Annotated in this window: 25 protein-coding genes; 10 read left to right on the top strand and 15 right to left on the bottom strand. The window is 64.0% G+C overall.

The features are described from left to right. Entirely contained in the window at positions 1-180 is a 180-nt protein-coding gene (locus FHS92_RS10795) for a hypothetical protein (protein ID WP_184080480.1), read from the top strand. On the opposite strand, the gene FHS92_RS10790 is transcribed toward FHS92_RS10795, so the two are convergent. Further along, a complete protein-coding gene (locus FHS92_RS10790) occupies positions 177-845 on the bottom strand; it encodes a peptidylprolyl isomerase (RefSeq protein WP_184080929.1) in 669 nt (222 codons plus the stop codon). The two genes, FHS92_RS10795 and FHS92_RS10790, sit on opposite strands and share 4 nt — an antisense overlap. Before the next feature lie 94 nt (positions 846-939). Here FHS92_RS10790 and FHS92_RS10785 point away from each other — a divergent pair, with 94 nt between their 5' ends. Then, positions 940-1,389, top strand: a complete 450-nt coding sequence (locus FHS92_RS10785; RefSeq protein ID WP_184080479.1) for a YaiI/YqxD family protein — start codon at positions 940-942, stop codon at positions 1,387-1,389. On the opposite strand, the gene FHS92_RS10780 is transcribed toward FHS92_RS10785, so the two are convergent. The 5 genes from FHS92_RS10780 to FHS92_RS10760 form a co-directional block, all read right to left on the bottom strand. Continuing rightward, complete coding sequence (locus FHS92_RS10780) at positions 1,376-2,416, bottom strand: rod shape-determining protein (RefSeq protein WP_184080477.1); 1,041 nt, start codon at positions 2,414-2,416, stop codon at positions 1,376-1,378. The genes FHS92_RS10785 and FHS92_RS10780 overlap by 14 nt on opposite strands. A gap of 155 nt (positions 2,417-2,571) precedes the next feature. Then, the gene (locus FHS92_RS10775) at positions 2,572-3,630 is read right to left on the bottom strand and encodes an SPOR domain-containing protein (protein WP_184080928.1); all 1,059 of its coding nucleotides are present in this window, start codon (positions 3,628-3,630) and stop codon (positions 2,572-2,574) included. 80 nt (positions 3,631-3,710) lie between these two features. Further along, on the bottom strand, positions 3,711-6,047 hold the full coding sequence (locus FHS92_RS10770) for an FtsK/SpoIIIE family DNA translocase (RefSeq protein ID WP_184080475.1): 2,337 nt from the start codon (positions 6,045-6,047) through the stop codon (positions 3,711-3,713). Positions 6,048-6,130: 83 nt separating this feature from the next. Further along, positions 6,131-7,039, bottom strand: coding sequence for a DMT family transporter (locus tag FHS92_RS10765; protein ID WP_184080473.1), 909 nt, complete (start codon positions 7,037-7,039; stop codon positions 6,131-6,133). Continuing rightward, complete coding sequence (locus FHS92_RS10760; RefSeq protein WP_184080471.1) at positions 7,036-7,827, bottom strand: NTP transferase domain-containing protein; 792 nt, start codon at positions 7,825-7,827, stop codon at positions 7,036-7,038. The genes FHS92_RS10765 and FHS92_RS10760 overlap by 4 nt, the downstream gene beginning before the upstream one ends. A gap of 69 nt (positions 7,828-7,896) precedes the next feature. Here FHS92_RS10760 and FHS92_RS10755 point away from each other — a divergent pair, with 69 nt between their 5' ends. Next, complete coding sequence (locus FHS92_RS10755; RefSeq protein ID WP_184080469.1) at positions 7,897-8,733, top strand: diacylglycerol kinase family protein; 837 nt, start codon at positions 7,897-7,899, stop codon at positions 8,731-8,733. Between the two features lie 38 nt (positions 8,734-8,771). Next, positions 8,772-9,071, top strand: coding sequence for a DUF3297 family protein (locus FHS92_RS18555; protein WP_184080467.1), 300 nt, complete (start codon positions 8,772-8,774; stop codon positions 9,069-9,071). Positions 9,072-9,090: 19 nt separating this feature from the next. Here FHS92_RS18555 and FHS92_RS10745 read toward each other — a convergent pair whose 3' ends face one another. The 3 genes from FHS92_RS10745 to recF all read right to left on the bottom strand — a co-directional run bounded on the left by FHS92_RS10745 (position 9,091) and on the right by recF (position 11,629). Continuing rightward, a complete protein-coding gene (locus tag FHS92_RS10745) occupies positions 9,091-9,765 on the bottom strand; it encodes a CHAP domain-containing protein (protein WP_184080465.1) in 675 nt (224 codons plus the stop codon). 116 nt (positions 9,766-9,881) lie between these two features. Next, positions 9,882-10,391, bottom strand: coding sequence for a CHAP domain-containing protein (locus FHS92_RS10740; RefSeq protein WP_184080463.1), 510 nt, complete (start codon positions 10,389-10,391; stop codon positions 9,882-9,884). A gap of 173 nt (positions 10,392-10,564) precedes the next feature. Further along, positions 10,565-11,629: a DNA replication/repair protein RecF gene (recF, locus tag FHS92_RS10735; protein ID WP_184080461.1), complete on the bottom strand. Its 1,065-nt coding sequence runs from the start codon at positions 11,627-11,629 to the stop codon at positions 10,565-10,567. A gap of 122 nt (positions 11,630-11,751) precedes the next feature. Between recF and FHS92_RS10730 the strand changes: the two genes are divergently transcribed. Then, a complete protein-coding gene (locus FHS92_RS10730; protein ID WP_184080459.1) occupies positions 11,752-12,303 on the top strand; it encodes a peroxiredoxin in 552 nt (183 codons plus the stop codon). Between the two features lie 106 nt (positions 12,304-12,409). Here FHS92_RS10730 and FHS92_RS10725 read toward each other — a convergent pair whose 3' ends face one another. Next, positions 12,410-12,829 carry a gamma-glutamylcyclotransferase family protein gene (locus FHS92_RS10725; RefSeq protein WP_184080458.1) on the bottom strand — a complete coding sequence of 140 codons (420 nt, stop codon included), beginning with the start codon at positions 12,827-12,829 and terminating at the stop codon, positions 12,410-12,412. Positions 12,830-12,891: 62 nt separating this feature from the next. Here FHS92_RS10725 and FHS92_RS10720 point away from each other — a divergent pair, with 62 nt between their 5' ends. Beyond that, a complete protein-coding gene (locus FHS92_RS10720; protein ID WP_184080457.1) occupies positions 12,892-13,641 on the top strand; it encodes a sulfite exporter TauE/SafE family protein in 750 nt (249 codons plus the stop codon). Positions 13,642-13,838: 197 nt separating this feature from the next. Here the strand turns inward: FHS92_RS10720 and typA are convergent, their stop codons facing one another. Next, positions 13,839-15,671 carry a translational GTPase TypA gene (gene typA / locus FHS92_RS10715; RefSeq protein ID WP_184080456.1) on the bottom strand — a complete coding sequence of 611 codons (1,833 nt, stop codon included), beginning with the start codon at positions 15,669-15,671 and terminating at the stop codon, positions 13,839-13,841. 116 nt (positions 15,672-15,787) lie between these two features. Between typA and FHS92_RS10710 the strand changes: the two genes are divergently transcribed. After that, positions 15,788-16,096: a hypothetical protein gene (locus tag FHS92_RS10710; protein ID WP_184080455.1), complete on the top strand. Its 309-nt coding sequence runs from the start codon at positions 15,788-15,790 to the stop codon at positions 16,094-16,096. Here the strand turns inward: FHS92_RS10710 and FHS92_RS10705 are convergent. From FHS92_RS10705 to crtY, 4 genes are read right to left on the bottom strand one after another with little or no spacing between them, the layout of a single operon-like run. Then, positions 16,068-16,991: a phytoene/squalene synthase family protein gene (locus tag FHS92_RS10705; RefSeq protein WP_281377810.1), complete on the bottom strand. Its 924-nt coding sequence runs from the start codon at positions 16,989-16,991 to the stop codon at positions 16,068-16,070. The two genes, FHS92_RS10710 and FHS92_RS10705, sit on opposite strands and share 29 nt — an antisense overlap. A gap of 11 nt (positions 16,992-17,002) precedes the next feature. Further along, positions 17,003-17,584: an LOG family protein gene (locus FHS92_RS10700; RefSeq protein WP_184080454.1), complete on the bottom strand. Its 582-nt coding sequence runs from the start codon at positions 17,582-17,584 to the stop codon at positions 17,003-17,005. 10 nt (positions 17,585-17,594) lie between these two features. Beyond that, the gene (locus tag FHS92_RS10695) at positions 17,595-19,121 is read right to left on the bottom strand and encodes a phytoene desaturase (protein WP_343056717.1); all 1,527 of its coding nucleotides are present in this window, start codon (positions 19,119-19,121) and stop codon (positions 17,595-17,597) included. Beyond that, complete coding sequence (gene crtY / locus FHS92_RS10690; protein ID WP_425506244.1) at positions 19,118-20,440, bottom strand: lycopene beta-cyclase CrtY; 1,323 nt, start codon at positions 20,438-20,440, stop codon at positions 19,118-19,120. Before crtY ends, FHS92_RS10695 begins: the two co-directional genes overlap by 4 nt. 79 nt (positions 20,441-20,519) lie before the next feature. On the opposite strand from crtY, the gene dmeF reads away from it, so the two are divergent. Genes dmeF through FHS92_RS10670 form a run of 3 tightly spaced genes read left to right on the top strand, consistent with a single transcriptional unit; the run spans position 20,520 to position 22,645 of the window. Then, positions 20,520-21,467 carry a CDF family Co(II)/Ni(II) efflux transporter DmeF gene (gene dmeF / locus FHS92_RS10680; protein WP_184080452.1) on the top strand — a complete coding sequence of 316 codons (948 nt, stop codon included), beginning with the start codon at positions 20,520-20,522 and terminating at the stop codon, positions 21,465-21,467. Continuing rightward, positions 21,457-22,251 carry a sterol desaturase family protein gene (locus tag FHS92_RS10675; protein WP_425506243.1) on the top strand — a complete coding sequence of 265 codons (795 nt, stop codon included), beginning with the start codon at positions 21,457-21,459 and terminating at the stop codon, positions 22,249-22,251. Before dmeF ends, FHS92_RS10675 begins: the two co-directional genes overlap by 11 nt. Then, on the top strand, positions 22,175-22,645 hold the full coding sequence (locus FHS92_RS10670; protein ID WP_246351941.1) for a DUF2141 domain-containing protein: 471 nt from the start codon (positions 22,175-22,177) through the stop codon (positions 22,643-22,645). The genes FHS92_RS10675 and FHS92_RS10670 overlap by 77 nt, the downstream gene beginning before the upstream one ends. The last annotated feature ends 28 nt before the right edge of the window (positions 22,646-22,673 follow it).

Genomic DNA, 22,673 nt, shown 5'->3' with positions numbered 1-22,673 from the left:
ATGGCAGAACGATTCGAACGACACCGGCAACCCTGGACCAGCGAGGAAATCCAGAAGCTCCACACGCTGGCAAAAAAGGGAATGGCGCTCAAGGCGATCGCCAAGGCGCTGACCCGCAGCGAGGAATCGACGAAAGATCGGGCGAAAGCCGACGGGCTGACTATCGCAAAGCTGCGTTAACGGCGCAGCTCCGGCTTTTTCTTCGGCAGGGCGATCAGCCACGGTTTCACCAGTCCGGTGGGTTTCGCGACTCCGTCGATGCGCTCGGCACGCAGAATCTTGACCGGGCGCAGGATCATCTGTCCGCGCATGGCCTCTTTGCCTCCGCCGGTGGGCAAAGAGAGAATTTTCTGCACCACCGGCATGCCGGACACGACATGGCCGAACGCCGCATAGCCGCGATAGTCGCCCCGCGCATCCATGCCGGGCGCTGCGCCGACGGTGATGACGAAATTGCCCATGCCGCTGTCGGGGTGGGTGCTGTGCGCCATCGACAGCGTACCGGACAGGTGGCGGATGCCGGTGCGATCGGTGGGTTCCAGTCGGATGGGTGCGAGGCTGCGGCGCAGGTCGGTCGCAATGCCCCCCTGGATGAAGCCGAACTTTGGCTCCGTTTTGCGCCGGGCTGCGCGGTAGAACTCTGTACCCTCGAACCGGCCATCATCGACATAGGCCAGAAAATTGGCGCTGGTGATCGGGGCGCGCCGGGTGTCGAGGGCGAGGACGATCGGTCCCGCGGACGTAACGAGGCGCACCCGCACCAGTCCGGCTTGCTGCTTGGGCGCGGCATCGGCCGGGGTCGTCGCAAGGAGAATAAGGGGAAGGAGGACGGGGCGGAGGATCATCATTGCATGGCGCGCTACGGGTCGATGCGCCAGAGTGCAACCCCCGATACGTGCAGGTCTCGCCCTTTGCGCTGATCCGTCGTAGGGAGCCGATATGCCCATGATCCTCGTCGATGCCGATGCCTGTCCGGTCAAGGATGAAATCTACAAGGTCGCGTTCCGCCGGGACGTGCCGGTCACGATTGTCAGCAACAGCCCGATCCGCGTGCCACCCCATCCGCTCATTGCGCGCGAAGTGGTAAGCGCGGCGTTCGATGCGGCGGACGACTGGATCGCCGAGCGGGCGGATGCGCAGGTCGTTGTGGTGACTGCCGATATCCTGCTTGCTGACCGTTGCCTGAAGCAGGGCGCGGTGGTGATCGCGCCCAATGGCAAGCCGTTCACGATGAATTCGATCGGCGCCGCCATCGCCACCCGCGCGATCATGGCGGACCTGCGCGCAGGGGGCGATGCGATCGGTGGACCACCGCCGTTCGGCAAGGCGGATCGCTCGCGTTTCCTGTCTGCACTGGATGAGGCGCTGGTGCGGCTCACGCGCCGGTAAGGACGCCTTCATAAGCGGGGTCTTCCAGCGCCCGGCCCGCACCCATTGCCACACAAATCAGCGCGTCGTCAGCAACCTGCACGGGAAGGCCTGTGGCCTCGGACAAGGCCTCGTCCATACCGCTCAGCAATGCGCCGCCACCGGTCAGCGTAATGCCTTCATCGATGATGTCGGACGACAGCTCCGGCGGGGTTTGCTCCAGCGCGGACATGACAGCGCCCTTGATCTGTCCGACCGGTTCGACCAGCGCTTCGGCGATTTCGGCCTCGCTGATGGTAAGTTCGGCGGGGCGACCATTGGCGAGATGGCGACCCTTGACGGTGATCACGCGGCCATCGCCCGAAGGCATGACGGCCGACCCAATCAGGTGCTTGACCCGCTCGGACGTGGCTTCGCCGATCATCAGGTTGTGCGTGCGGCGCACGTGCGAGGAGATGGCTTCGTCGAGCTTGTCACCGCCGACGCGCACCGAATTGCTGTACGCGATGCCGCGCAGGGACAGCACAGCGACTTCCGTCGTGCCGCCGCCGATGTCGACCACCATGGCGCCGCGCGGTTCGGTGACGGGGAGGCCCGCGCCGATAGCGGCGGCCATCGGCTCTTCGATCAGCTGGACGCGAAAGGCCCCTGCGTTCGAGGCGGCATCACGTAAAGCACGGCGCTCGACCATCGTGGAGCCGGACGGCACGCAGATGACCACCTCGTGCCGCCGGGCCAGGAAGCGGACGCCGCCCAGCGCTTTTTCGACGAAATGCTTGATCATCTGTTCAGCGACATCAATGTCGGCGATCACCCCGTCGCGCAGCGGCCGCATCGCCTGAATGTTGGCGGGCGTCTTGCCCATCATCAGCTTGGCCTCATTGCCGACGACCTTGACGCGACGCACGCCGTTGACCGTTTCGATCGCGATGACCGATGGTTCATTGAGGACGATACCGCGATCGCGGACATAAATAACGGTATTCACCGTTCCCAGATCAATGGCCATGTCATGGGCAGAGGAGGAAAAAAAACGGGACCATTTCATGGATGCGGAGCGACCTTGGTTTGTGATGCTGCCGAACGTGTGAGCACTCTGCCGTGCAGCCAAAAAGAGGGATGCGCCAGACCGCAAGTTTCCCGCGACCGCATGAGTGGTCGGGGACGGAACTCCGGGTTTTCATGTAAACCAGTTTTGGCTGCTTACAGCCCCTTGGGGATGCAGGGGTTGCCGGTCGCCTTGATCGCCGTGCACAGCTTGATGGCTTCTGTCTGGCCGGGGAGCGGTCCGGCCTGCAGGCGCGTGATGCCGTCGCCCTTCACCAGATAGGGCTGATAGGCGGACAGCCCCCTCACTTTGGTGGAGAGGCTGGTCCACAGGGCGTTGGCACGGGCTTCCTCGCTGAACGCGCCAAGCTGGATACGCCATGTGCCGGAAGTGGGTGCCGATGGTGTGGCGGCGGGCATTGCAGGAGCCGGTTTCGGTGCGGGCGCAGGCGCAGGCGCCGAGGGCTTGATACCGCTGACCGGCGGCGGCGCATAAGTGGTGCCCCGTCCCGAATCGCTGGCGGCGGGCGGGGTGGATGGCGGCAGATCAGTGGTACGGATCGGCGCAGGCGCAGGGCGGGCGACCGGTGCCTTCGGTGAAGTGGAGGCCGGGGCGGCCGAAGCCATCACCGTGGATGACGGCTGCTTGTCCCACTGCGCGGCGAGGGCGAGGCCCTCCTTACGCTGCGCTTCGGGAATATACTGGTCCATTTGCGCGAGGCTGTTGCGGGCCTGGGTCAGCCCGGCGGACGAAGCGCGGGTCATCATCGCATAGGCGCGAACCCAGTTTTTGGGCAGCAGATCTCCGTTGAAGAGAGCCGTGCCGACCAGATATTGCGCACGCGGTTCGCCGCGATCGGCGGATTTCTGAAGCGTGGGCATCGCTTCCGAGCGGTTGCCCTGCTGAAAGAGGATAAGGCCGATATTGTCTTCGGCGCGCTGGTGCCCCTGGGCGGCCGCCTTCCGGTAATAGCCGAGCGCGGTGGTGAGGTCGGTGGGAACGCCACGACCGAGCTTGTAGGCCTGGCCCATGTTGAACTGGGCGTCCGCGTCTCCGCTTTCGGCGAGGGGGCGCCATTCATCGATGGCGCGGGCATAGTCGCCCTGCGTCCATGCGTCGACGCCTGCCTTGACGTCGGCCCAAGCGGGGGCCGCGCCGAATGCGAGCGTCGTCGTTGCTGCCATGATCGCCAGGATGCCGCCGAAATGCTTCATCATGTATTTCCCACTACCTTGCCGATGTGCCAGCCTATAGCGTTACCCGGATATGGTGGACATGCCGTTAACCATGGCCCCTAAAGCGGATTGCCGTTCTCATCGCGCAGCACTTCGCGGCGGCCGACATGGTTGGGTGCGCCGACCATGCCCTCGTTTTCCATGCGCTCGATCAGGCGGGCGGCACTGTTATAGCCGATGCGGAGCTGGCGCTGGAGCCAGCTGGTCGAAGCCTTCTGGTTTTCGAACACCAGTTGGCAGGCCTTGCGGAAAAGCTGTGCGTCGGGGCTGTCGTCGCCCAGATCGACGCCGTCGAGCGCGAAGCCGCCGTCCTCTGGTTCCTCGGTCACAGCGGCGATATAGTCGGGCTGGCCCTGCGCGCGCCAGTGGTCGGCGACGGCACGGACTTCATCGTCGCTGACGAAGGGGCCATGCACGCGGGTCAGCGCCTTGCCGCCCGCCATGTAGAGCATATCGCCCTTGCCGAGCAGCTGTTCCGCGCCCTGTTCCCCCAGGATGGTGCGGCTGTCGATCTTGCTGGTCACGAAGAAGCTGATACGGGTTGGCAGGTTCGCCTTGATGACGCCGGTAATGACGTCAACGGAGGGGCGCTGCGTGGCGAGGATGAGGTGGATGCCCGCCGCGCGCGCCTTCTGCGCAAGGCGCTGGATCAGGAATTCGACTTCCTTGCCCGCCGTCATCATCAGGTCGGCAAGTTCGTCCACCACTACAACGATCTGCGGCAGCGGCTGGAAATCGAGCTGTTCTTCCTCATAGACCGGCTGGCCGGTCTCTGGATCATAGCCGGTCTGGACGCGGCGGCCCAGCGGCTTGCCCTTTGCCTTGGCGGCGCGGACTTTTTCGTTGTAGTTGGCGAGGTTGCGCACCGAGATCGACGCCATCATGCGGTAGCGATCCTCCATCTGCTCGACCGCCCATTTCAACGCGCGGATTGCCTTCGCCGGTTCGGTGACGACCGGCGAGAGGAGATGCGGAATGTCGTCGTAGGTCGACAGTTCCAGCATTTTCGGGTCGATCATGATGAGGCGCAACTGATCCGGCGTCATCCGGTAGAGCAGCGACAGGATCATGCAATTGAGGCCGACGGATTTACCGGACCCAGTCGTGCCCGCGATCAGCAGATGCGGCATCGGGGCGAGATCGGCGATGATCGGCTCGCCGCTGATGTTCTTGCCGAGCACGATGGGGAGCTGGGCGTTCTGGTCTGCGAACGCGTCGCTGGTGATAAGTTCGCGCAGGACAACGGAGTCGCGCTTGGCGTTGGGCAGCTCGATGCCGATCACCGTGCGGCCGGGAATGGTCGCAACGCGGGCGGAGAGGGCGGACATGTTGCGCGCGATGTCGTCCGCGAGCTGGATCACGCGGCTCGCCTTGATGCCGGGCGCGGGTTCCAGTTCGTACATGGTGACGACCGGGCCGGGGCGCACTTCGGTGATGTGACCCTTGACGTGGAAGTCGTCGAGCACGCTTTCGAGCAGGCGGGCATTGCGTTCGAGCGCGGCGCGATCGATCTTTCCGCTGACCGAAGGCGGGGCTTCACCCAGCAAATCAGCGGGCGGGAGCGAGGTGTTGCCGAACATGTCCTGCTGCCGCCCCGTCGGCCCGCTGGTGCGCTGGGCGATGGAGAGGTCCGGTTCCTCGATGCGGATCGGCGGCTTGGGCGTGTCGGCAACAGCGGGGCGGGGTGGGGCCTTACGCGTGCTGTTCGTCTCTTCGTCGGGATCGTAGATGCTGTCTTCGGCGCGCACCGGCATAAGGCCGCGCAGCGAAAAGGAAGGCAGGCGCGGTCGGCCAAAGCGGAACAGCGGCTTGTCGAGCTCCAGCGCCCGATACCAGATCACCAGCCCGCCGAGGAACGAGCAGACGAGCAGCAGGCGCTCCACCCAGATGCCATAACCGTCGGGAATGAGGCCGGTGAGGCCAAGGATGCCGCTTCCGCCCAACAACGCGACGATGCCGCCGCGCCCGGCGGGCAGGCCCACGGGCGCCGCCGGATCGAACATCGCGAGCGCCAGACCCACGAGCAGGATACCAACCACGCAGCGGCCCAGCTGGCCCGACCAGCCCTGCATGTCCATGCCGATCCACAATTCGCGGGAGAAGATGAGCAGCAGCGGCAACAGCAATCCCCCACCGATGCCGAGCAGCCAGAGCAGGAAATCGGCGCTGTACGATCCGGCCAGCCCCATGATGTTGCGCGCGCTGTCACTCGCAACGGTGTTCATCGACGGATCGCTGCCATGATAGCTCAGCAGGGCGAGCGCGAGAAACACGGTGAAAGCGGCCAGTGCGGCCGATCCGATCAGCGTTATGCTGCGGATCAGGCTGCGCTTGAGCGTGGTACGCCAATCCTGTACGCCGCTGGCCGTGCGCTTGCCCGGTGCCCGACTGGCCATGATAAATGTCCCCTTGCAGGCGCTTCCTGCGTGCGATGTTCCGTTTTCGTACAATGCCCCGAGCGACGAGTCCGCGTCAAGTGTCAGGCGACCTCGTTTTCGAGCCGTGGCCCGGCGGCGGGGCTATCCCGCGCGATCAGCAGACAGCCGAAGATGATGAGCGCGGTCCCGAGCAGCGTCGGCAATGTGAGCGGTTCGGCGAACACGAGCCAGCCAAACAGGGCTCCCCAGAAGAACGCGCTGTATTCGAGCGGGATGAGTGTTTGCGCCTGCGCGCGGGCATAGGCCCAGCTGAGGCACATTTGAGAGCTGATAGCGAGGATCGCGGCGGTGGCGATAGCGATCCAGTCGACCGGCGCCGCGGGCTGGAGCAGGAACGGCGCTGCCGGCAGAAGCGTGCAAAGCACGATGATGCTCTGGAAAAAGCTGATTTCGACGGGCCTGGCGACCTGTGCCTGCCGCCGCTGAAGGATGAGATTCCACGCGAATAAAACGGCCGATACCAGCACGGCCGCCGCACCCCACAGCGCGTTGCTGTCGTATGCGCCCGACAGGCGGCCGCTGAGGATGATCGCCGTGCCGACAAGGCCGAGCAACGCGGCGAGAATAGCGCTGGGGCGGATGCGTTCCCCCAGCATCAGGGCCGCGAGGAAGAGGGCGATGATGGGAGCGATAAATGACAGCGCGATGGCTTCGGCCAGAGGAAGACGCGCGAGGGCCCAAAAGAAGAGCCACGCCATTCCCGCGATGATGACTCCACGCAGGATATGGAGGCGCAATACGGCTGGCGTGGGCCAGGTTCCTCGCGATCCCAGCATAATCCCGCCGCTCACGGTGCTGGCGACCATGCTGCGCCAGATGAGGGCGCTATACGCACCAATTTCAATCGAAAGGTGCTTCATCAGCACGTCCATGCAGGAAAACAGTGCGACTCCGGCGGCGCAGCTCGCAACCGCCGCCCAGCGGTGGGTTGGGTTGGGCAGTCCACTCATGCGCCGCGTCGCGCCAGGATCTGCTCAATCAGGATGATGTCGTCGCGCTTGTCGGCATCGATACAGGCTTCGGGCACCGGCATGGCGACAACCCGCGCAACGAGACCGATACGCCGCCCGGCGATTGCGATCGCCCGCTGGATTGTCAGCAGCCGCAGCGCAGCGCCGACGAGGAGGAGCGGACCGAAGGCGGAGACGATTTTCCAGCCTTTCTTGCGATCCTGCTCGATCCCGCGCCACAGGGACAGGGCGGCGCGGGCGCGGTCGTTGCCAAGCCAGAACAGGTTTGCGCCGGACCACCAGCCACCCCGGAACTTGAGCCATGTGCGCCGCGACTGAGGGTATGCGGCGAGCAGCGTCGCGCGCTCCACCATGGCGACGGCAAGGTCGCTGCCCGGCGCGCAGTCGAGGAATGCGTCGATGATCGCCGCGTCGATCAGCACATTGTCGGCGGTGGTGACGAGCAGGGGGAGCCGCTGCCCGCCATCGATGAGATCGAGGAGCGACTGGCTGATGCCTGCCCCACTGTCGGCAAAGCGGATGTCGGGGTGGTTCAACATCCAAGTGGTTTGGGGATGGTCGGCGAGCGTTTCTGCCTGCTGTGCAAGAATGATGACCGGCCCGACGCGCGGATGATCGACCAGTACGCGCACGACATGATCGAGCATCGGCCGCCCGGCGATCGGCACCAGCGCCTTGGTTGCGACCCCCGCAGCGGCGGCAAGTGGATCGGTTCCCGGGCGGCTGCCCGCCAGCACGAGGACTTGGAAAGAAGGTTCTACGCTCATGGTGCTGCCTCTAGCGGGGAACACGCCGGGGCGCACGGCACTTTTTCGTGCTCCGGACGTTGGGGGGCCATGGCGCGAATCTGGATCATCACGAACAGCGGCAGCGCCAGCACGAACGCGGGCGCGATTGCCGACCTCCACCGTTGTTTCGAGGAGCATGACGTCGAAACGCTGCGCACGATCGATCTGGCCGAGGATGATTTGCCAGACCTGTCGGATCTGACCCAAGAAGCACCCGATTTCATTGCGAGTTTCGGAGGAGACGGGACGGCTGTTGCGCTCGCAGACCGTTATGGCACGGATGGCGCATCGCCGATCCTGGTCTTGCCAGGTGGGACAATGAACCTGCTGTCGGCACGGCTGCATGGCGAGGCAGGCGTCGAGGAAATCATCGCGGCCGCACTGAGCAACCCGCATGCCGAACAACTGCCACAGGTGGAGGGGCCGGGTTTCTTTGCCCTGACGGGCGTTGTGGCCGGATCGACCGCCCGGTGGGGCGATGTGCGTGAGGAATTGCGGCAGGGCGATTTGGGCGGCATGCTACGCGCGGCGGGCGATGCACTGGATGCGACGCTTCAACCCGGTGCAATGCACGTCGAGGGTAGCGAAGAGGCCCATTCGGCCCTGTTCATCCATGCGACGACCACCGAATTGCGCGCCGAAGCGATCATGGCCGAAAATCTGGGCGATGTGGCGCGGCATGGCATAGCGTGGTTGAAACGGGATTTTCTTGGCGGACCGACCGAGCCGGTGGCGCACGGCGAGGAGCTGCGTCTTTCGGGGCCGGAGCGCCATATCGACCTGCTGGTCGATGGCGAGCGCGACCGCGCGGACAACCCGCTTACGCTGCGCCATGGCAGGTCGGCGGCATGGTTCCTGCGGACGGCACAGACGCCGCAACCTTGACCGTTGAAAAATGCGCGCTGGGCGGCTAGGCGCAGGACATGACCGAACCATCGCCCGAACAGACCGCCCCCGCCGATCAACCCACCGGCGCGGCTGCGCTCGCCAGTCCGCCCGATCATCTCTCCACGAATCCACGTAGCCCGCATTTCGATATGGAGGTGCTCAAGCGCGGCATCGGCATTCGGTTCAAGGACCGGGTGCGGACCGATGTGGAGGAATATTGCATTTCCGAAGGCTGGATTCGCGTGGCGGCGGGGAAGAGCCGCGACCGCCATGGCCAGCCGCTGACCATCAAGCTGACGGGACCGGTGGAAGCCTGGTTTGAGGACGTGAAATAACCGCCTCGGACGACGCCGTTCAGCTTATTTTTGCGCTTTTCTTAACGTCGGCGATGATGTCCGCAAGGGTTCGCTCGGGCTGAGTGCGCTTGGTGGGCATCGTGACGTCGGTCGTGGGCGCAAGCGGTCGGTAGGCCAGCCGGATCATCGCGGGCTGGTGATCCGACCGCGGTTCAACGCGATTCAGGATCGCGTAACGCGCGCCGTTGGCGTCGCGATCTGGATCGAAGCGGCGCAGAGTCCGATCGGGCGAATAGATGAAGCCGAATACGGGGTTGATGCGTACGCCCATGCGGCCGCTGGGGCTGTGCCATACGCGCACCGCGCTCCAGTCATTGGTATCGGAAACGTCGATGGCGCGCACATCTTCCTCGATCGCGCCGGGTATGGACCAGTTGGCGTGCCGGATGAGGATCTCTCGGTCATCGACGACTTTGCTCACCACTGCGACATGACCCAGCGTCATCGGGCCGACCGGGGCGAAGGCGATGACCGCGCCCTTGCGGGGGCGGTTGCCGCGATCATAACGCCCGGCGGCCTTGTCCCACCAGGTCAGGGCATCGCCCATGAGGTTAATACCGGATACCGTGCGGGCATAGGGAACGCATTGCAGCGCTTCGGCAGCAAGCACCGGCTGTGCGCCGAAGAGCAGCGTCGGGACGAGGGACAGGCCCAAGATACGGAGCAGGGTCATCGCGCAATCCGGTCAGAAAAAATCCGTTCCGGTCGGCTATGTCATGCAGATCTTAGGAAGTGGTTAACCATGATCAGAGTGGCGGATATGCTAGCCACGACAAACGCAGGCAGGACTTAGTAAGCGGCCGCGATCTGTACCGGGGCGGCAAGCGCGTCGTTCTGTGCCGGGGCCTGCGGATAGATGAAGCCATGGGCCGGGTTGGGGCGCAGGCCGAGGTCGCCGATGGGGGCGTACCATACCTTCACTTCGCTCCAGTCGTTGTTGGGTGACACGTCGACGGCGCGCACATTGCGCTCGATCCCGCCCCGATAGGACCAGTTCGCGTGCGTGATCAGTACCTCGCGCGGACCCATCACCTTGCTCACCATGGCGACGTGACCTGCCGGCATGGAACGGCTTGCGGAGAAGGCAAGGACGGCGCCTTCACGGGGCTGGTTGCCCCGGTCATAATGACCAGCAGCCTGGTCCCACCAGCTTGCTGCACGGCCGAAAAGCTGGATACCGGAAATTTCCCGCGCATAAGGAGCGCATTGCAGAACAGCAGCGGTCAGCGGGTTGGCAGTGGTAGCAAGCAGGAGCGCGCTCACGACAAGCGCCAGCGCTGCGCGCAGTGTTTTCAGCATGGATTGCGACCCTTTTTGCCCCGCCATTTCCTGGCTGGGAGGGTTGAAGCAAAAGAGGTTAACGAAAGATAGAGCCGGGAACCGAAGCTGCGACGAAACGTTTGGGCGGCGGGGTGTGACGTGCGTCACAGCATTTCGCATGTGCGAAATGGACTGTTTCGGGATGCTTGCGACTAAAGCGGGCGAATCCGTCCTGCCTCGATATGAAAGCGGCTTGCGTCACGGATGCCGTCGAATAGTTCCGGCTCTGTCCCCGTCATCCATGTCTGGCTCCCGGTCGCGGCAAGCCGATCGAACAGCGCCAGTCGCCGGACGGGATCCAGATGCGCGGCAACTTCGTCCAGCAACAGGATCGGGGAGCGGCCGGTTGCGTTTGCCACCAGCGTCGCATGGGCGAGCAGGATCGAGAGAAGCAGCGCCTTCTGCTCGCCGGTCGAACACAGAGCAGCAGGCTGCTGTTTCGCGCTGTGCGTGACGGCAAGGTCGTTGCGGTGTGGGCCGACCAGCGCTCGGCGGGCCGCGGCATCGCGGGCGCGGCTCTGGCGTAGCTGCGCGGCAAGGGGCTCGCCGCCCGCGGCCCACCCCTCCATGGCAAGCAGGGGGCGGGCAAAGGGCGCATCGGGTTGGTCTCGCAGCGCGTCATTGAGGCGGACGACGAGGTCGTTGCGCGCCTCCGCAAGGGCCACACCGTGACTTTCCATCTGCGTTTCCAGGGCGTTGAGCCATTGCGGATCGGCGCGGGCGCTTTCGGCGAGCAGGCTGTTGCGTGCGCGCATCGCCGCTTCGTAGCGGGCGCTGTGGACGGCATGACCGGGACGGAGGGCAAGGGTGAGCCGATCCAGGAAGCGGCGCCGACCGCCTGCGCTTTCGGCGAACAGGCGATCCATGGCGGGTGTGAGCCACACGAGCGCGGCGTGATCGGCAAGGCTCGTTGCGGCGGCGGTCACGCCATTGATGCGGACCTGCCGCCGTTCTGGCGCGGCCGGGCTGGCGCCGGTGCCGATCGTGACGCCATCGATTTGTGCGGCCACGCCGAAGCCGCCGGGGCCGTTTTGACGCGCCATTGCAGAGAGGCTGGCACCCCGCAGTCCACGACCGGGCGCCAGCAGCGAGACGGCTTCCAATATGTTGGTCTTGCCTGCGCCATTCTCGCCGGTCAGCACCACGAATGGATGGCGCGGTACGATCAAGGCATCCTCATGGTTGCGAAAGTCGCTGATGGTGAGGCGCGTGAGCATGGGCTCGTGTAAACGCTGGCGCGGCGAAAGGGAATCATTTGAACGCGTTTTCGGGCGGACGAGCTTTTTCCCGCCGGGGATTGTGATAGGGTGGCGCGAACCGACATGCGAAGGAGACTGCCATGCGCCGCTGGACCAAATGGATAACGCTCGTGGGTGCGCTGGGCGCGGTCGGACTGTTCGTGGGATCGCGCGCGGCGACAAGCGCGCTCGCCGTAGGTGCGCAGGCTCCCGACTTCACGACACGCGGCGCCATCGGCGGCAAGATGTTCACCTTCAAGCTGTCCGATCAACTGAAGAAGGGGCCGGTGGTGCTCTATTTCTTCCCCGCCGCGTTTACGCCGGGGTGTACTGCTGAAGCGCATGAGTTTGCCGAAAATGTTGACGCGTTTCGCGCGGCTGGGGCGGAAGTGGTCGGCATGTCCGCCGATCCGATCGACAAGCTTGCCAAATTTTCGGTCGAGGAATGCCGCAGCAAGTTTCCGGTGGCGTCGGCCGGGCCGGGGGTGATCGCCAAATATGACGTCGCGATGCCGCTGCGGGTGGGTCTCACCAACCGCACATCCTATGTGATCGCGCCGACGGGGCGGGTAGTCTATGTCCATAGCGCGCTGAGCTACAAGGATCATGTGAAAAACACGCTGGCGGCGGTGCAGGCCATAAAGGCGAAGTAGCAGGCGAGGGCCATCGCTGCTGACGGAATCCATTCGTTATACGCTCCGTCACGCGACGGGGCACGGCGCATATGTGCCCCGATGACGCTGGACATGAATGGGAAAATTAGGAATTCAGGAAATCGCCGCTTTCGATAATCGGTAGCCCATCGGTGGTACGGGCATAAAGCCACGCCCATGCGGGCACCGGGCCTTCCGGGCTCTGAACGTCGATCAGCACGCGGCGATATTCGTGGGGCTGAGGGAAATCCGCACTGCATTCCTCATAGGCGTCGAGGGCGGCGAGCAAGGGCGCCGGGTTGGTCATCCGCAGGAGATCGCCGATGACCCAACCGGCCTCTTCGTCCAAGACTAAAGCGGGATAATCCGCAACGCGCAGCAGGTGGCCACGCACCCGCGCCGGCCCTGCAGGAACGGTCTCCAGAGCGAGCATCCGCGCAAGACCGGTGGGCAGTGCCGCGCGCGATGCGCCGGGGCGGAGCGTGCCATAGACAAAGACGTGAGGCGATTTTTCAAAGGTTGGCATGGAATCGTCTTGCCCTGTGGCCGTGAACCCGTCAGTCAGCGGAGACCCATAGAGCCTTTTTAATGCCTTTTGACCCCTTTACCCTGATGTGCCTGCTCATTGCCGTGACCCTGCTGGGGTTGGGGAAGGGCGGCTTTGCCGGTTTGGGGGTGCTGGCGGTGCCCGTGCTGGTCTTCGCGTTTCCGCCGACGCAGGCCGCAGCGATCCTTTTGCCGTTGATGGTCATACAGGACGTATTTGGCGTGTGGGCGTTCCGGCACAGCTGGAACCGCGCGATCGTCGCCTGGATGGTCCCGGGTGCGCTGCTGGGCGTCGTGATCGCGGCGCTGGTTGCCGCGCATGTCTCGCATACGGCCATTATCGGCGTGCTGGGCGTCATTTCCATTCTGTTCGGCGCCTGGCGCCTGAAGCAGTTACGCGGGAAGGCGGTCGTTCTGCCCGTCCATGCCCCGCCATGGGTGGGGACCGTGGCCGGTGTCTTCGCGGGTATCACCAGCCAGATTGCTCATGCCGGGTCGCCGCCGTTCCAGATGTATGTGAGCCCCAAACGCTTGCCGCACACCGAATATGTCGGCACCAGCTCCGTGTTCTTTGCCATCCTGAACTGGTCGAAGGTCCCCGCGTTCTGGGCGTTGGGGGAATTCACGCCGGAAACGCTGCGGATCGTTATGACGATGGTGCCGGTGGCGGTGGTAACGACACTGGTGGGCGTCTGGCTGATACGGCGGATCCGCGCCGAGCGATTCTACGTGATGATCGATGTCTTGCTGGTCGGGTTGGGGGCAGAGCTGGTCTGGAGTGCTTTGCGTTAGGGCCCATCGATATTCAGCTCTGACGGCCTGCAAATCGCGATTTTCCGTGCTTCCGGTGCTCACGTACTGGAGTACGCTGCGCTCCGGCTCACGCAAAACCACCATTTTCGTCACGTCATCATCTGAATATCGATTGGCCCTAGGACGACCCATTGCCTTAGCAAAACGGCGGACCATCGCTGGCCCGCCGTCTGTTGTTATGCTGCTTTGGCGCGCGACTGGCGCTTGCGCTCGTTCGGATCGAGGAAGCGCTTGCGCAGGCGGATGGTCTTGGGTGTGACCTCGACCAGCTCATCATCGTCGATATAGGCGATCGCCTGTTCCAGCGTCATCTTCCATGGCGGGGTCAGGCGGATGGCGTCATCCTTGCCCGACGCGCGGAAGTTGGTGAGCTGCTTCGACTTCATCGGGTTGACTTCGAGGTCTTCCGGCTTGGCGTTTTCACCCACGATCATGCCTTCGTAGAGCGCTTCGCCCACGCCGACCATCAGCACGCCACGCTCTTCCAGCGGACCCAGCGCATAGGCATTGGCCTCGCCCGCACCGTTGGAGATGAGGACGCCGTTCTTGCGGCCCTCGATCGTGCCCTTGTAGGGGCCGTATTTCTCGAACAGCCGGTTCATGATGCCCGTGCCGCGCGTATCGGACAGGAACTCGCCATGATAGCCGATGAGGCCGCGCGAGGGGGCCGAGAAGGTGATGCGCGTCTTGCCGCCACCCGAGGGGCGCATGTCGGTCATTTCCGCCTTGCGCTGAGCCATCTTGTCGACGACCGTGCCGGAATATTCATCGTCCACATCGATGACGACGGTTTCGTAAGGCTCGGTCCGGTTGCCAGCTTCGTCCGTGCCGAAGAGCACGCGCGGCCGGCTGATGCCGAGTTCGAAGCCTTCGCGGCGCATCGTTTCGATCAGTACGCCGAGCTGAAGCTCGCCGCGCCCGGCAACCTCGAAGCTGTCCTTGTCGGCGCTCTCCGTGACCTTGATCGCCACGTTGGATTCGGCTTCACGCTCCAGGCGATCGCGGATCATGCGGCTCGTCACCTTGGTGCCTTCGCGGCCCGCCATGGGGGAGTCGTTGACCGCGAAGCGCATCGACAGCGTCGGCGGATCGATCGGCTGTGCCTGAATGGGCTCCGTCACACTCGTGTCGGCGATCGTGTTGGCAACCGTCGCGACGGTGAGGCCCGCCAGACTGATGATGTCACCCGCTTTGGCTTCGTCAACCGGAACACGCTCCAGCCCGCGGAACGACATGATCTTCGAAGCGCGGCCGGTTTCGATGACCTTGCCGTCCATGTCGAGCGCGTGGATGGGCTGGTTGACCTTGAGCGTACCCGAAGTGACGCGGCCCGTGAGGATGCGACCGAGGAAATTGTCGCGATCGAGCAGCGTCACGAGGAACGTGAACGGCGCATCGACATCAAGCTGTGGCGGCGGCACATGATCGACGATCTTCTGGAACATCGGCGTCAGCGTGCCTTCGCGACGCGTTGGATCTTCGCTGGCATAGCCGTTGCGGCCCGACGCAAAGAGCACCGGGAAATCGAGCTGCTCATCGGTCGCTTCCAGGGAAACGAACAGGTCGAACACCTCGTCCAGCACTTCCTGAATGCGCTCGTCCGGACGGTCGACCTTGTTGACGACGACGATGGGACGCAGGCCGAGCGCAAGCGCCTTGCCGGTGACGAACTTCGTCTGCGGCATCGCGCCTTCGGAAGCGTCGACCAGCAGGATCACGCCATCGACCATCGAAAGGATGCGCTCCACCTCGCCGCCGAAGTCGGCGTGGCCCGGCGTGTCGACGATATTGATGCGCGTACCTTCCCAGTCGATCGACGTGGGTTTGGCGAGGATGGTGATACCGCGCTCTTTTTCGAGATCGTTGCTGTCCATCGCGCGCTCTTCCACGCGCTGGTTGTCCCGGAACGTTCCGGACTGACGGAACAGTTGGTCGACCAAGGTGGTCTTGCCATGATCGACGTGCGCGATGATGGCCACGTTCCGAAGGGAGTCGGGGCGAAGGCTCATGAAGTTTTGCTCATTTTCGAGGGTTTGATCGCCGCGCCCCTAGCTTATTTTGCGGTGCAGCGCAATGGCGGGATCAACTCAGCGATTGTTCAGGTGCAGTCGGCGAGAAACCGTCCATGTCCAAGCCCAGCCATATTCTCAATGCGGCGTCCAACCTTTTGGGAATTGCCTTGCTTGTGATAACCGGCCTGCACGTGGCCAATCGTTCTTCCCAGACCATGGCGGACGAATTGGCATGGGCAGCGGCAATAAGTTTTGCAGTGAGCTGTTTGTTCTCTTACCTGGCAATCCGGAGCGAGCCCGACGAAACACCTCATGAAGCGCGGGCGGACGTCTTGTTTCTGATCGGCATTGTGGTGCTGATAGCCGCGGTCATCGTCCTTGCGAGTTCGGATTTCAGTCGCTCGTTCGTCGCCATAAGCTAGCCGCTCGCTGATCGGTGTTCGGCCATCGGGCATGGCGCACCGCCGCTTGCGAGCAAGCCCGCGCAACCCAACCGAGCTTTGCCGCCTTGCTTGTAACAATGCGCTGGTCCCACGCACTCGATCCGCGCCGGGCGACTTCGCGGGCGATGTCTCCATAGATCCCGGCGGCGGCGAGGACGGCCCAAGCGCTGCGGAAGGGGAGGGCGGGCGTGCCGTGGCGGGCGCTGGCTTCGTAATGGCCTGCCATTTCGGCCAGCCGCGCGCCCAGTTTTCCCAGAGCGGGACGGTTTTCGGGCGCCGTCAGGGTGTCGGGGGTGATGCCCGCTTCCGCAAGCCAGTCGCGCGGCAGGTAGCAGCGGCCCGCGCTCGCATCCTCCGCCACGTCACGCGCGATGTTGGCGAGCTGAAAGGCGAGGCCGAGGTCGCAGGCGCGATCGAGGGTGTCGTCGTCAGCGGGCGATACGCCCATCACGACGGCCATCATCAATCCCACTGCGCCCGCCACATGATAGCAATAGCGCAGCAGATCGTCCGTCGTCTGCGGTCGCCAGTCGGCGGCGTCGAGCGCAAAGCCTTCGATCAAATCGTGCGCGAAGGCGGTGGGCAGGGCGCATTCGCGGGCGACGACGCCCAAACCGTCAAACGCCGGATCACCCGTGATTTCGCCGTCGAGCGCGGCGTCTGTCTTCGCGCGCATTTCGGCGAGGCGATCGGCGGCATCGGTCACGATGCCCATCGTCCCGCCATGGTCCTGCGCATCGGCGATATCGTCGCAGGCGCGGCACCAGCCGTAGAGCAGCCATGCGCGCTCGCGCGTGGCGGGGTCGAACAGCTTCGATGCCATGGCAAAGCTTTTGCTGCCTCTGGCAATGCTGGCGCGGGCGTGCTCGACCAGTTCGGCACGGGTCACAGATCGTCGGCCTTCATGGAGAAGATCGCGCGGTGGGGCGTATAGCCTTCCATACGGGCTAGCAGGGTGTCGAGATCGGTGTCGTGGATCAGGATGCGGGCATGGTCATCGCGCACAAAGCCGGTTGCTGCCATATGATCGGCGAAGGCGATCAGCCCGTCATAATAGCCCGCGACGTTGAGCAGGCCGACCGGTTTGGCGTGATAGCCGAGCTGCGCCCAGCTGATCGCCTCCCACAATTCGTCCATTGTGCCCACGCCGCCGGGAAGCGTGAGGAAGCCGTCGGCAAGATCTGTGAAGCGCGCCTTGCGCTCGTGCATGTTTGCGACGACTTCGAGCGCGGTGCAGCCCCGATGCGCGACTTCGGGCAGGACCAGCGCCTGCGGGATGACACCGATGACTTCGCCGCCCGCTGCCAGCGCGCTATTAGCCAGGGCGCCCATCAGGCCGAGCCGTCCGCCGCCATAGACGATGCCGATGCCCCGTTCCGCCAGCGTGCGGCCGACCATGCGAGCGCATTCCACGAAGGCCGGGTCGGCGGGCGTAGCGGAGCCGCAATAGACGGCAAGACGTTTCATCGCGCTCGCTCTACGCCTTGCCCAGATCGTCAAGCATCAGGCGCGCGGTGGCCTTGGCGCTGCCGACGACGCCGGGGATACCCGCCCCCGGATGCGTGCCCGCGCCGACGAGATAGAGGTTGGGGATCACGTCATCGCGGTTGTGTGCGCGGAACCACGCGCTCTGTGTAAGTAAGGGTTCGAGGCTGAACGCGCTGCCCATATGCGCGTGGAGATCGGTCGCGAAATCGGGCGGGGCGTAGTGGAACTGCGTAACGATGCGGGACCGGATGTCGGGAATAAGGCGCTTTTCGATCTCGCCGAGAATGCGGTCGGCGTAAAGCGGGCCGTAATGGTCCCAGTCAATCGGCAGCTTGCCCAGATGCGGCACGGGCGCAAGCGCGTAGAAGGTCGAACATCCCTCGGGCGCCATCGCGGGGTCGGTAACCGTTGGATGGTGGAGGTAGAGCGAGAAATCTTCAGCCAGCACGCCATGATCATAAATATCGGTCAGCAAGCCTTTGTAGCGCGGACCGAAGAGGATCATGTGATGGGGGATGCCCGGCCATGTACCCTTGATGCCGAAATGCACGACGAACAGGCTGGGCGACCATTTTTTCTGGGCGAGTTTTTCGCCTTGCCGCTGGCCCCGGACATGATGGCGCAGCAGGTCGCGGTAGCTGTGCATCAGGTCGGCATTGCTCGCGACGGCATCGGCCTGCGCGGTCCAGCCGCTCTGCGTGCGGATACCGGTGACGCGATCGCCGAGCGTTTCGATCGTTTCCACCGGATCACCGAGGCGCAGCGTGCCGCCGATCCGTTCGAATTGAGCGACCATGCCGGAGACAAGTTTGTTGGTCCCGCCGCGCGCGAACCAGACGCCGCCGTCCTTTTCGAGCTTGTGGATCAGCGCATAGATCGCGCTGGTCGCCATCGGGTTGCCGCCGACGAGGAGTGTGTGAAAGGACAGGGCCTCGCGCAGCTTCTCGGATTTCACGAAGCTCGACACCATCGAATAGACCGAGCGCCAAGCCTGATACTGCGCCAGGGCAGGGGCGGCCTTGATCATGCTCGCGAAGTCGAGAAAGGCGACCGTGCCGAGCTTTTCATAGCCTTCGTGGAAAACGCCTGCGCTGTACTGGAGGAACCGTTCGTAACCGGCGACGTCTTCAGGATTGAGGTTGGCAATTTCCCGACGAAGAGAAACATCGTCATTGCTGTAATCGAAATTGGTGCCGTCCGGCCAGTTGAGGCGGTAGAAGGGCATGACAGGGTCGAGCGTCACGTCGTCGGCCATATCCCGCCCGGTCAGGCGCCACAGCTCGCGGAGGCATTCCGGGTCTGTAATGACGGTGGGACCGGCGTCGAAGGTGAAGCCTTCCTTCTGCCACACATAGGCGCGGCCACCGGGGCGGTCGCGGGCCTCTACGAGCGTGGTGGCGACGCCCGCCGATTGTAAGCGGATGGCGAGCGCCAGCCCACCGAACCCCGCGCCAATGACGATGGCGGACTTGGGAGGGGGCGTGTCGCTGTCCGGACCGGAGTTGCTGTCACTCACGGGCGGGCTCGTTTCCATAATGCATGCATGGCCGCCCTTATGGGCACTGGCGGCCGTCCGCACAAGATACGCAATTTGTCCCGCGCGGCGGACCGACCGGCGTAGAAACGGGCGATGAGCGGTTCCGACAGGCGGTAAAAGCGCGCGAAGATGCGCCAGCGTTCCGCAGGCTGCGCGGCGCGGAACAGCATGGTGTCGAGGAGACGATAATAGCTGCCGCAGCGCCAGTGCGCCTGCGCCAGGGCACGGGTGGCCAGAGCGAGCGATGGGCCATCGAGCCGTTCCATCGCGGCGATGTCGAGGGCGAAGCTGACGGCGTGTGGCAGGGAATAACCGGTCGTTGGATGGAACATGCCGGCGCGCACTCCAGCGCGGGCGACGGGGTCGTGCCGTGGCCAGAATCGGTCAAAATCGCCGCCGATAACCACGGGTAGCACGCCCGTTTCCTCATGCGTGACAACCTCGACCCTCCAGCTCTGCGCGCCGGCATAAGCGGCGATACGAGTGCGGATGGCGGCTGCGTCGAGATGCGGGTCGTCGCTGTAATAGGTGTCCTCGACGAAAAGATCGTGATCGCCGGTCGGAAGAACATACACGAAGCGATAGCCATCGATCTGTTCGACCGTGGCGTCCATGATAATCGGTCGGGTGAGGCCATGCGGCGCGGATAGGCGCAGGGTCTGGCCCAAGAATTTCTGCCACCCGCAATCGAGGGAGGCAAGCGGGTCAGGCGGGCGGGTATCGGCGGCGCACAAAAAAGGCCCGGCCACCGAAGTTGCCGGGCCAGTGACGATGCTTGCCTCTTGTGGAAGAAGCCTCGTCGGGTCGCGTGGCATGAAACACGCGTCTCCGGTTTCCGGTTCCCTGGCGAACGTAAAAAAACCGCGTGCGTCGATGACGCCCTTCGCGGTGATTGTCGTTCCGTTTTCGAGGGTTACCCCGTCCGGCCTGATTTCCGTAACGGCGCCCCTGTGAACGCCCTTGCCGATCATCGCCCGCACATGTTTGTCGAAGCGTGCGGAGGTGATGCTGTTATATCCGGCGGTCAGCGTGCGGGCGAAACCGGGGAAGCGGACGTCATGGCCGGACGGCCAGCGATGCACGATCATCGGGTCGATCAACCAGCGGTCGCGCGCGGGGATGTCGCTGTCAAAGAACGACCAGACATGGTTGCCGCCCAAGGTATCGGCCCCCTCGATCAGCAGCACTGAGACTTCGGGGCGCAGCCGGGCGAAAGCGAGCGCGATCAGGCCACCAGCAAGGCCGCCGCCGACGATCGCGAGATCGCACGAGAGTTCAGAAGAGGGCGACCGGATCACGAAAAAGGGTTAGCCCGAAATCCGCCTTGACGATAGCCCGAGATTGACGCGCGCGCTGCCGGGTTTACTGAAAGATCGCATGGACAGCGCACCGCCCGAACATCGCCATTATTTCGATCATATCTACCTAACGGCGGGACATGATCGCAACGCGCGGCGCACCTTATGGGTGGTGGCGCTCACGGCGATCTGCATGGTGGCGGAGATCATCGCCGGGTGGATGACCGGATCGATGGCGCTGCTCGCCGACGGATTTCACATGGCGACCCATGCGGGCGCGCTGGCGGTGGCGGCGGGCGCCTATCATTATGCGCGGCGGCATGCGCGTAATCCGCGCTTCACCTTCGGGACCGGCAAGGTCGGGGATCTCGCGGGCTTCGCCTCCGCGCTGCTGTTGGGCGTCGCATCGATCGGAATCGCGGTGGAATCGGGTTTGCGTCTCGCTAACCCGCATGTGGTCGATTTTGGCGATGCCACTTTGGTGGCGGTGATCGGGCTGATCGTCAATCTGGTGAGCGCCGGTTTGCTGATGGGCGACGAGCATGGGCACAGCCACGGACATGAGGGCCATCATCATGGGCATGAGCACGCGCATTCCTCTCCGGCGCATCGCGACAATAATCTGCGTGCGGCCTATCTGCATGTGCTGGCCGATGCGCTGACATCGGTGGCGGCGATCGCCGCGCTGCTCGCGGGGCGCTATCTCGGCTGGACGTGGCTCGATCCGGCGGTCGGCATCGTTGGCGCTGTGGTCATCGCGCGCTGGGCGTGGAGCCTGATGGGGGATACGGCGTCAATCCTGCTCGACACAGCCGAACCCGCTCTGATCACCGCAATCCAGCACATCGCGCGGGAGTGCGGGGCGCAGCTGACCGACCTTCATGTATGGCGGGTCGGGCCCCACGCCCATGCCGCAATCGTCAGCCTGTCAGACGATACGGCGGTGGAAGCAGTGCGCGCGCGTACCCACCAGTTGCCGCATATGGTCCACGTCACGGTTGAGGTCGGGCCAGGTCATGTCGGGTGAGATGGTCATAGCAGGCGCGATCGCCCTGTCCGCGCTGGCGATGAGCGTGATCGTCGGGGTTCGCTATCTGTTGACCAGTGGTGCTTTCGCGTGGGCGACGCGGCTGCGTCATCCGGGCCTGTACCGCGGGCTGGACCGGCAGATTGGGCGAGAGATCCGCTGGAGCCTGGCTTCAGCCGCGATTTACGGCGTGCCCGCAGGAATTGTCGCCTGGGGCTGGAGGGAGCAGGGCTGGACGCGGATATACACCGAAGTCACGGCTATGCCGCTGTGGTATGGACCGGTCTCGATCCTGCTGTATCTCGCCGCGCATGACACATGGTTCTACTGGACGCACCGGTGGATGCACCGACCCGCCTTGTTCCGGGCCATGCATGCGGTGCATCATGAAAGCCGACCGCCCACCGCCTGGGCCGCGATGAGCTTTCATCCGTGGGAGGCGGTAACCGGAGCGATTGTCATCCCGCTGCTGGTGTTCGTTCTTCCGATCCATGTCGCTGCGCTGGGGATCGTCCTGGCGATCATGACGATCATGGGCGTTGGCAACCATATGGGCTGGGAGATGTTTCCGCGCGCGCTGGTCCATGGCTTTATCGGGCGGGGCCTGATAACGGCGACCCATCATCAGCGGCATCATGACGTGTATCGGGGGAACTATGGCCTGTATTTCCGTTTCTGGGATCGGCTTTGCGGCACGGACCTCGGCCTTGGCCACTTTGATTCTGCTGCTGACAGCGGCGAGCGAACCGGGCTCGCTGCCCGCTCCCGACGCGGCGTCGGGTGAAAAGACACAGATGCACCCGGACATGGGCGAAGTCGATGTCCGGTTTGAAGGGTTGCGGTCCACGCGGGGGATGATCCGTGCGTGCCTGACGCGCGAGCCGCGCTACTTTCCCCATTGCGATAAGGACCCCGCGTCCTACAAGGCGAGCGTCGCGGCGGCCAATGGTGCTCAGTTGCGGTTCGCGGGAGTGACGCCGGGCGACTACGCGCTGACTGTGCTGCACGACGAAAACAGCAATTTCAAGGCGGACATGATGTTCGGCATTCCGCGGGAAGGCGTCGGATTTTCGCGTAATCCCAAGTTGATCATGAGCGCACCCAAATTCGATGCCGTGCGATTTCGCGTGGCGGCCGCACCAACGGCTCAGACCATAAAATTTCAATATTTCCTCTGATACTCTGCCTTATTCGGAACATTGGCGC

This window comes from Sphingobium subterraneum (assembly GCF_014199435.1).
GTDB classification, from domain to species: Bacteria; Pseudomonadota; Alphaproteobacteria; order Sphingomonadales; family Sphingomonadaceae; genus Sphingobium; species Sphingobium subterraneum.
Note: the sequence above shows the minus strand (reverse complement) of the source record. Positions and strands in the feature narration are given on the sequence as shown.

What these genes read in the sequence shown, in the direction of transcription:
- FHS92_RS10795 (WP_184080480.1), top strand. Translation starts at nt 1, where the DNA reads ATGGCAGAACGATTCGAACGACACCGGCAACCCTGGACCAGCGAGGAA.
- FHS92_RS10790 (WP_184080929.1), bottom strand. Translation starts at nt 845, where the DNA reads ATGATCCTCCGCCCCGTCCTCCTTCCCCTTATTCTCCTTGCGACGACC.
- FHS92_RS10785 (WP_184080479.1), top strand. Translation starts at nt 940, where the DNA reads ATGCCCATGATCCTCGTCGATGCCGATGCCTGTCCGGTCAAGGATGAA.
- FHS92_RS10780 (WP_184080477.1), bottom strand. Translation starts at nt 2,416, where the DNA reads ATGAAATGGTCCCGTTTTTTTTCCTCCTCTGCCCATGACATGGCCATT.
- FHS92_RS10775 (WP_184080928.1), bottom strand. Translation starts at nt 3,630, where the DNA reads ATGAAGCATTTCGGCGGCATCCTGGCGATCATGGCAGCAACGACGACG.
- FHS92_RS10770 (WP_184080475.1), bottom strand. Translation starts at nt 6,047, where the DNA reads ATGGCCAGTCGGGCACCGGGCAAGCGCACGGCCAGCGGCGTACAGGAT.
- FHS92_RS10765 (WP_184080473.1), bottom strand. Translation starts at nt 7,039, where the DNA reads ATGAGTGGACTGCCCAACCCAACCCACCGCTGGGCGGCGGTTGCGAGC.
- FHS92_RS10760 (WP_184080471.1), bottom strand. Translation starts at nt 7,827, where the DNA reads ATGAGCGTAGAACCTTCTTTCCAAGTCCTCGTGCTGGCGGGCAGCCGC.
- FHS92_RS10755 (WP_184080469.1), top strand. Translation starts at nt 7,897, where the DNA reads ATGGCGCGAATCTGGATCATCACGAACAGCGGCAGCGCCAGCACGAAC.
- FHS92_RS18555 (WP_184080467.1), top strand. Translation starts at nt 8,772, where the DNA reads ATGACCGAACCATCGCCCGAACAGACCGCCCCCGCCGATCAACCCACC.
- FHS92_RS10745 (WP_184080465.1), bottom strand. Translation starts at nt 9,765, where the DNA reads ATGACCCTGCTCCGTATCTTGGGCCTGTCCCTCGTCCCGACGCTGCTC.
- FHS92_RS10740 (WP_184080463.1), bottom strand. Translation starts at nt 10,391, where the DNA reads ATGCTGAAAACACTGCGCGCAGCGCTGGCGCTTGTCGTGAGCGCGCTC.
- recF (WP_184080461.1), bottom strand. Translation starts at nt 11,629, where the DNA reads ATGCTCACGCGCCTCACCATCAGCGACTTTCGCAACCATGAGGATGCC.
- FHS92_RS10730 (WP_184080459.1), top strand. Translation starts at nt 11,752, where the DNA reads ATGCGCCGCTGGACCAAATGGATAACGCTCGTGGGTGCGCTGGGCGCG.
- FHS92_RS10725 (WP_184080458.1), bottom strand. Translation starts at nt 12,829, where the DNA reads ATGCCAACCTTTGAAAAATCGCCTCACGTCTTTGTCTATGGCACGCTC.
- FHS92_RS10720 (WP_184080457.1), top strand. Translation starts at nt 12,892, where the DNA reads ATGCCTTTTGACCCCTTTACCCTGATGTGCCTGCTCATTGCCGTGACC.
- typA (WP_184080456.1), bottom strand. Translation starts at nt 15,671, where the DNA reads ATGAGCCTTCGCCCCGACTCCCTTCGGAACGTGGCCATCATCGCGCAC.
- FHS92_RS10710 (WP_184080455.1), top strand. Translation starts at nt 15,788, where the DNA reads ATGTCCAAGCCCAGCCATATTCTCAATGCGGCGTCCAACCTTTTGGGA.
- FHS92_RS10700 (WP_184080454.1), bottom strand. Translation starts at nt 17,584, where the DNA reads ATGAAACGTCTTGCCGTCTATTGCGGCTCCGCTACGCCCGCCGACCCG.
- dmeF (WP_184080452.1), top strand. Translation starts at nt 20,520, where the DNA reads ATGGACAGCGCACCGCCCGAACATCGCCATTATTTCGATCATATCTAC.
- FHS92_RS10675 (WP_425506243.1), top strand. Translation starts at nt 21,457, where the DNA reads ATGTCGGGTGAGATGGTCATAGCAGGCGCGATCGCCCTGTCCGCGCTG.